This is a genomic window from Nocardioides sp., from assembly GCF_964229035.1.
GTDB lineage: Bacteria > Actinomycetota > Actinomycetes > Propionibacteriales > Nocardioidaceae > Nocardioides.
In genome coordinates, this window is sequence record NZ_CAXRAZ010000035.1 from 1 (window position 1) to 6157 (window position 6157).

The 6157-nt window shown below is 72.6% G+C and carries 7 protein-coding genes and 1 tRNA gene; 3 read left to right on the forward strand and 5 right to left on the reverse strand.

Going from position 1 to position 6157, the window contains the following annotated elements; genetic code table 11:
- Positions 1 to 131 precede the first annotated feature (131 nt).
- Positions 132 to 213 (reverse strand) — tRNA-Tyr (locus tag ACERUN_RS11305).
- Between the two features lie 122 nt (positions 214 to 335).
- Between ACERUN_RS11305 and ACERUN_RS11310 the strand changes: the two genes are divergently transcribed.
- Both ACERUN_RS11310 and ACERUN_RS11315 read left to right on the forward strand, forming a co-directional pair.
- Complete coding sequence (locus ACERUN_RS11310; protein ID WP_370290055.1) at positions 336 to 827, forward strand: YajQ family cyclic di-GMP-binding protein; 492 nt, start codon at positions 336 to 338, stop codon at positions 825 to 827.
- Between the two features lie 66 nt (positions 828 to 893).
- Entirely contained in the window at positions 894 to 1733 is an 840-nt protein-coding gene (locus ACERUN_RS11315) for a lytic transglycosylase domain-containing protein (protein WP_370290056.1), read from the forward strand.
- Between the two features lie 7 nt (positions 1734 to 1740).
- Here ACERUN_RS11315 and lhgO read toward each other — a convergent pair whose 3' ends face one another.
- Positions 1741 to 2937 (reverse strand): L-2-hydroxyglutarate oxidase, encoded by a 1197-nt coding sequence (gene lhgO, locus ACERUN_RS11320; RefSeq protein WP_370290061.1) that lies wholly within the window; start codon positions 2935 to 2937, stop codon positions 1741 to 1743.
- Between the two features lie 77 nt (positions 2938 to 3014).
- Here lhgO and ACERUN_RS11325 point away from each other — a divergent pair, with 77 nt between their 5' ends.
- Entirely contained in the window at positions 3015 to 3488 is a 474-nt protein-coding gene (locus tag ACERUN_RS11325) for an SRPBCC domain-containing protein (protein ID WP_370290057.1), read from the forward strand.
- 14 nt (positions 3489 to 3502) lie between these two features.
- On the opposite strand, the gene ACERUN_RS11330 is transcribed toward ACERUN_RS11325, so the two are convergent.
- From ACERUN_RS11330 to cysT, 3 genes are all read right to left on the reverse strand, one after another.
- Positions 3503 to 4474, reverse strand: a complete 972-nt coding sequence (locus ACERUN_RS11330; RefSeq protein ID WP_370290058.1) for a sulfate/molybdate ABC transporter ATP-binding protein — start codon at positions 4472 to 4474, stop codon at positions 3503 to 3505.
- Entirely contained in the window at positions 4471 to 5316 is an 846-nt protein-coding gene (locus tag ACERUN_RS11335) for a sulfate ABC transporter permease (protein WP_370290059.1), read from the reverse strand. The genes ACERUN_RS11330 and ACERUN_RS11335 overlap by 4 nt, the downstream gene beginning before the upstream one ends.
- The coding region (gene cysT / locus ACERUN_RS11340) for a sulfate ABC transporter permease subunit CysT (RefSeq protein WP_370290060.1) at positions 5309 to 6157 on the reverse strand (849 nt) is incomplete at its 5' end. The genes cysT and ACERUN_RS11335, both read right to left, overlap by 8 nt.

Genomic DNA, 6157 nt, shown 5'->3' on the forward strand with positions numbered 1-6157 from the left:
GTTTGGCGCCAAACCGCAACCCTCCGGCGCCGCGCGCACCCACCCCCACCACCACCGGGAAGGCGCCGCAGAAGCGACGAAGCCCCACCGCGATCACGCGGTGGGGCTTCGTTGCTCAGAGCGTCGCTCTGTGGCAGGTAGTGGATTCGAACCACTGTAGGCAATGCCGGCTGATTTACAGTCAGCTCCCTTTGGCCGCTCGGGCAACCTGCCGGGGGCTGCTGTCGAGACCCACTTCCAGCGACCCGGAAGCCTGCTCGAATTGGTCACTCGACAACGACGCGAAACAATAGCGCAGCACGTCCGTCCAGCCGAAAACAGCGCAGGTGAGACCCATGGCCGACTCCTCCTTCGACATCGTCAGCAAGATCGACCGCCAGGAGGTCGACAACGCGCTGGGACAGACCGCGCGCGAGATCTCCACCCGCTTCGACTTCAAGGGGACCGGCGCCTCCATCGAGTGGAAGGGCGAGCACGCGATCGAGATCAGCGCCTCGGCCGACGACCGCGCCAACGCCGTCCTCAGCGTCTTCCAGGACAAGCTGATCAAGCGCAACCAGTCGCTCAAGATCCTCGACGCCTCCGAGCCGCGCCAGTCCGGCCAGGTCTCGAAGATCTCGATCACCCTCAAGGAGGGCATCACCTCCGAGGACGCCAAGAAGATCTCCAAGCTCATCCGCGACGAGGGCCCCAAGGGCGTCAAGGCGCAGATCCAGGGTGACGAGCTGCGGGTGTCGTCGAAGAAGCGCGACGACCTGCAGGAGGTCATCGCGCTGGTGAAGGCGCAGGACTACGAGTTCGCCGTGCAGTTCACCAACTACCGCTGACGCCGCACGGCCCCTCCCTCCACCGCCGCCAACCGCCGCCAACCGCCGCCCACCGCCGCCACTGCGATGACACCCGCCCGCCGCACCCGACTGCTCGGCCCGGCCATCGCCGCCGTGCTCGTCCTGGTGCCGACTGCCGGTGCGCTCGCGGTGGTGGCGGGCTTCGATCGCTCGACGATCTCGCCCGAGGACGCCGGTCTCGCTGCGCCGGCCGCCACGGCCGGCTCCGTCGCCGAGGCTCCTCCTCGGCGCCCCGACGCACCGGCCGGCACGGACCTGCAGGGCGCCGCCCAGCAGCAGGCCCGGCTGGGCGAGGAGGCCCAGGCGCCCGCGGCGGGCGATCCGTTCATGCCCTCGGCCGCCTGGGTCGAGCGCACCGCGGCGGCCACCGGCATCCCCGCGCGCGCCCTCGTCGCCTACGCCCGCGCCCACCTGCGGGTGGCCGCCGAGCAGCCGGGCTGCCAGGTGGCCTGGAACACGATCGCCGCACTCGGCGGCATCGAGTCGCAGCACGGGTCGATCGGCGGCGCCGTCCTCGGGCCCGACGGCCGCGCCACCCCGGTGATCCGCGGCCCCGAGCTCAGCGGCGGGCGCTTCGGCGTCGTCCGCGACACCGACGGCGGCTCGCTCGACGGCGACCCGAAGTGGGACCGCGCGGTCGGCCCGATGCAGTTCATCCCCTCCACCTGGGAGCGGTGGGCGGCCGACGGCAACGGCGACGGCGTGGCCGACCCCGACCAGATCGACGACGCCGCGCTGGCCTCGACGCGCTACCTCTGCGCCGCCGGCAACCTGCGCGATCCCGAGACGTGGCGGCGCGCGATCTTCAGCTACAACCACTCCGACGTCTACGTCGCCGACATCGCGAGCTACGCGAACGTCTACGCCCAGCGCGCCGCGCGCTGACCCCTCATCAGCCCGCCAGCACGTGCGCCACCACGTGCTCGGCGATCGCCAGGCTCGACGTCGCCGCCGGCGACGGCGCGTTGCGCACCACCGTCACCGGCCCCGCACGGTGGACGACGAAGTCGTCGAGCAGCGATCCGTCGTCCGCGAGCGCCTGGGCGCGCAGCCCGAGGCGGGAGCGTCGCACGTCGTCCACGCCGATCGAGGGCACGTAGCGCTGCGCGGCGCGCAGGTAGGCCCGCGTGGAGAGGACGCCGCGCAGCTCGTCGACCCCTGTGCGCCAGTGCTGCCTGCTGAAGCGCCAGAACCCGGCGTAGCCGAGGGTGTCGGCGAGGTCGCGCGGCGTGAGCGACGCCCGGCCGTAGCGGCGACGGCTGAGGGCGAGGAAGGCGTTCGGTCCGACCTCCAGGCCGCCGTCGACGCGGCGGGTGAAGTGCACGCCGAGGAAGGGGTAGCGCGGGTCGGGCACCGGGTAGACCATGCCGCGCACCCGGTCGGCCTTCGCAGCCGTCACGGCGAGGTACTCGCCGCGGAACGGCACGATGCGCGGGCTGCGCTCCGCCCCGACCACCACGGCCATCCGGTCGGACTCCAGCCCGGCGCACACGACGAGCCGCCCCACCCTCGTGACGGTGTCCGCCGTGCCCACCTCGACGCCGCCGGGCACCGCGCGCACCGCGGTGACGGCCCGGCCCAGCCGCACCTCCCCGCCCGCTGCCTCGACGTCGGCGGCGAGCGCGCGAGCCACCGCCACGTAGTCGGTGATCGCGGTGTGCGGCGAGTGCAGCGCGGCCACACCGCGGGCGTGGGGCTCGATCTCGGCGATGCCCCGGGCGTCGACGCGGCGCAGGCCGGGGACGCCGTTGGCCCGCGCCGTAGCCTCGAGGGCCTCGAAGCGCGGGAGCTCCGCGTCGTCCACGGCGACGACGAGCTTGCCGCACTCGACGTAGGCGACCCCGCGCTCGGCGCAGTACTCGCGCAGCAGCGCCCTGCCGCGCGTGCACAGCTCGGCCTTCAGGCTGCCCGGCTGGTAGTAGATCCCCGCGTGGACGACGCCCGAGTTGTGCCCCGTCTGGTGCGCACCGACCTCCGGCTCGCGCTCCCACACCACCACCCGGGCCCCCGGACGACGCAGCCCCAGCTCGCGCGCCACCGCGAGGCCGACGATCCCGCCGCCGACGACGCCGATGACCTCCTCGCCCATGCCCACGCTCGCCATCGTAGGAGCGCCGCCGAGCGGCACGGGCCCCGTCGGCCGGCCGGGTGGGGCACGATGGCCGCGTGCCCATCGCCCGCCCCGCCGCCCGCATCGAGATCGCGGCGCCCCTCGCGGTGGTCTGGGCGGTGATGCTCGACACCGACGCCTACGGCGAGTGGAACCCGTTCGTGCGCGACGCCCGCACCGAGCAGCCGCCCCGTGTCGGCGCGCCGATCCGGCTCGAGGTCGCCTGGGCGGACGGTCTCACCACCGCCTCACCTGAGCGCATCACCGCGCTCGAGCCGCCGCACACCGACGCCGACGGCGTCGAGCGGGCGCTGCTGTCCTACGTCTACGAGGGCTGGCCCGCCCGACTCGGGCTGGTGCGCGGCACCCGTCACCAGCGCCTCGCGCAGGAACCCGGCGGCGCGACCTCCTACGCGACGGTCGAGGAGTTCTCAGGGCCTCTCGTGCGCCTGGCGGGCCCGGCCCGCGTGGCCGACGGGTTCCGGCGCCACGCCGAGGCGCTCAGGGCGAGGGCCGAGTCCCTCGCCTGAGCGGTGCGCCAGCCTCAGCCGAGGGCCGGCACCGACAGGGCGCCCGCGGTGGGCCGCAGCCACACCGAGCTGCCCTCCTCGACGCCGAGCGCCCGCGCGTGGGTGCGCGAGAGGACGACGAGCGACGGCTCGTCCTGCCCTGCCACCTCGACGGTCAGGCGCACCTCGAAGCCGATGCGCAGCGAGCGGACGACGGTGCCCGCCACCACCCCGGGGGCGCCGGGCTCGACGAGCAGGTCGATGTCGTGCGGGCGCAGGCGCAGGTCGCCCAGCCGGGTGACCTCGCCGAGGAAGCCCATGACGAAGTCGTTGGCCGGCTCGTCGTAGAGCTGGTCGGGGGTGCCGACCTGCTCGATGCGGCCCTCGTTGATCACCACGATCTCGTCGGCGACCTCGAGGGCCTCCTCCTGGTCGTGGGTGACGAACACGGTGGTCACGTGCACCTCGTCGTGGAGGCGGCGCAGCCAGTCGCGCAGCTCCTTGCGCACCTTGGCGTCGAGCGCACCGAAGGGCTCGTCGAGGAGCAGCACGGTCGGCTCGACAGCGAGGGCCCGGGCGAGCGCGAGGCGCTGGCGCTGACCGCCCGAGAGCTGTGAGGGCAGTCGGTGGGCGAACTGCGAGAGGTGCACGAGCTCGAGCAGCTCGTCGACCTTCTTCCTCACCTCGGCCTTCGGACGCTTGCGGATCTCGAGACCGAAGGCGACGTTCTTGGCCACCGTCATGTGCTTGAACACCGCGTAGTGCTGGAAGACGAAGCCGACGTTGCGCTTCTGGGGCGGCAGCTTCGTGGCGTCGGTGCCCTCGATCTGCACCGAGCCGCCGTCGGCGGTCTCGAGCCCGGCGATGATGCGCAGCAGCGTGGACTTGCCGCCGCCGCTCGGGCCGAGCAGCGCGGTGAGCTGCCCGGTGGGAAGGGAGACGTTGATGTCGTCGAGGGCGACGAAGTCGCCGTACCTCTTCGAGACGCCTCGGACCTCGATGCTCATGCATCCTCCTTGCGGATGAGCGCCACCACCACGAGCGCCAGCACGGAGGCCAGCACGAGCACGAAGGCCGCGGCGTAGGCGACCGACTCCTCGTAGTTGGTGTAGCGGTTCTGGATCAAGATGGTGGCGGTCTCGCCGCGCAGCTCGGCACCCGGGCTGACGATCTTCACCGCGCCGAACTCGCCGAGCGAGCGCGCCAGCGAGAGGACGACGCCGTAGATCACCGCCCAGCGGATGCTGGGCAGGGTGATGCGGCGGAAGGTCTGCCAGCCGCTCGCGCCGAGCGAGTGCGCCGCGAGCTCGGCGTCGATGCCGATCTCCTGCAGCACGGGCACGATCTCGCGGATCACCAGCGGCAGGCTCACGAAGGCCGTCGCCATGATCAACCCGGGGGTCGTGCCGATGATGAAGATGCCGACCGAGGCGAGCGACTCGCCGAACCAGCCCTGGCCGGTGCTGTAGGCCAGCACCAGCGCCAGACCGACGACCACCGGCGAGACCGACATCGGCAGGTCGATGAGCACCGAGAGCACGCGTCGTCCGGGGAAGCGGTAGCGGGTGATGAGCAGCGAGATGCCGACGCCGAACAGCAGGTTGATCAGCACCGCCCAGAAGGCGACGGTGGCGGTGAGGCTGAAGGCGTAGGTGACCGACGGGTCCTGGAGCCGCTCGAGGAAGGCGCCGACGCCGCCGTCCGCGCCCTGCTCGGTGGGGGCGAAGGTGCGCTTGCCGACCTCGAACAGCGGCCGCACCACCAGCACCGCGAGGTAGGTGATGGCGAAGATACGCAGGGCGTAGGTGACCGGGCCGCGGCGACGCCGGATGTCACGGGTGTCAGGCACGGGCGGCCACCCTCCTCGAGATGAGGTCGAGCGCCACGATCGAGAGCACGGCCACGAGCAGCAGCAGGACGGCGACCGACGCCGCCCCCGCCTGGTTGTCGCCCTCGATGAACTTGAGGATCTTGAGCGAGGCCACCTCGGTCTTGAACGGGGTGTTGCCCGAGATCAGCACCAGTGAGCCGAACTCGCTGATCGCGCGTGCGAAACCGAGCGACGAGCCGGCCGCGATCGCCGGCACCAGGCTCGGCAGGATGACGCGGCGGAAGGTCGTGGCGCGCGAGGCGCCGAGGGAGGCGGCGGCCTCCTCGACGTCCGCGTCGAGCTCGATGAGCACGGGCTGCACCGTGCGCACCACGAAGGGCAGCGTGACGAACAGCAGGGCCAAGAAGATGCCGGTGCGCGTGTTGACCACGTTCACCCCGACCGGGCTGTCGGGACCGTAGAGGCTCAGCAGCACCAGGCCGGCCACGATCGTGGGCAGGGCGAACGGGATGTCGATGATGACGTCGAGCACCCGCTTGCCCCAGAAGTGGTCGCGCACGAGCACCCACGCGATCACGGTGCCGACCACGGCGTTGCCGAGCGTCACGCCGAGCGCCTCCAGCACGGTCAGTCGCAGCGCCGCGAAGGTCTGGGCGTCGGTGAGGGTGTCGAAGAACGCACCCCAGCCTCCGGCGGCAGCGGCGCCCACGACCGCCGCCAGCGGCAGGAGCACGAGCAACGAGAACCACACGAGGGCCACGCCGAGGCCGAGGCCCGAGGTGGGGGTGAGGCTGAACAGCCCACTGGGCCGACCCGCCGGGCGGGTCGGCCCCCTGGGGGCGGGGGGGGTCGCCGCCGC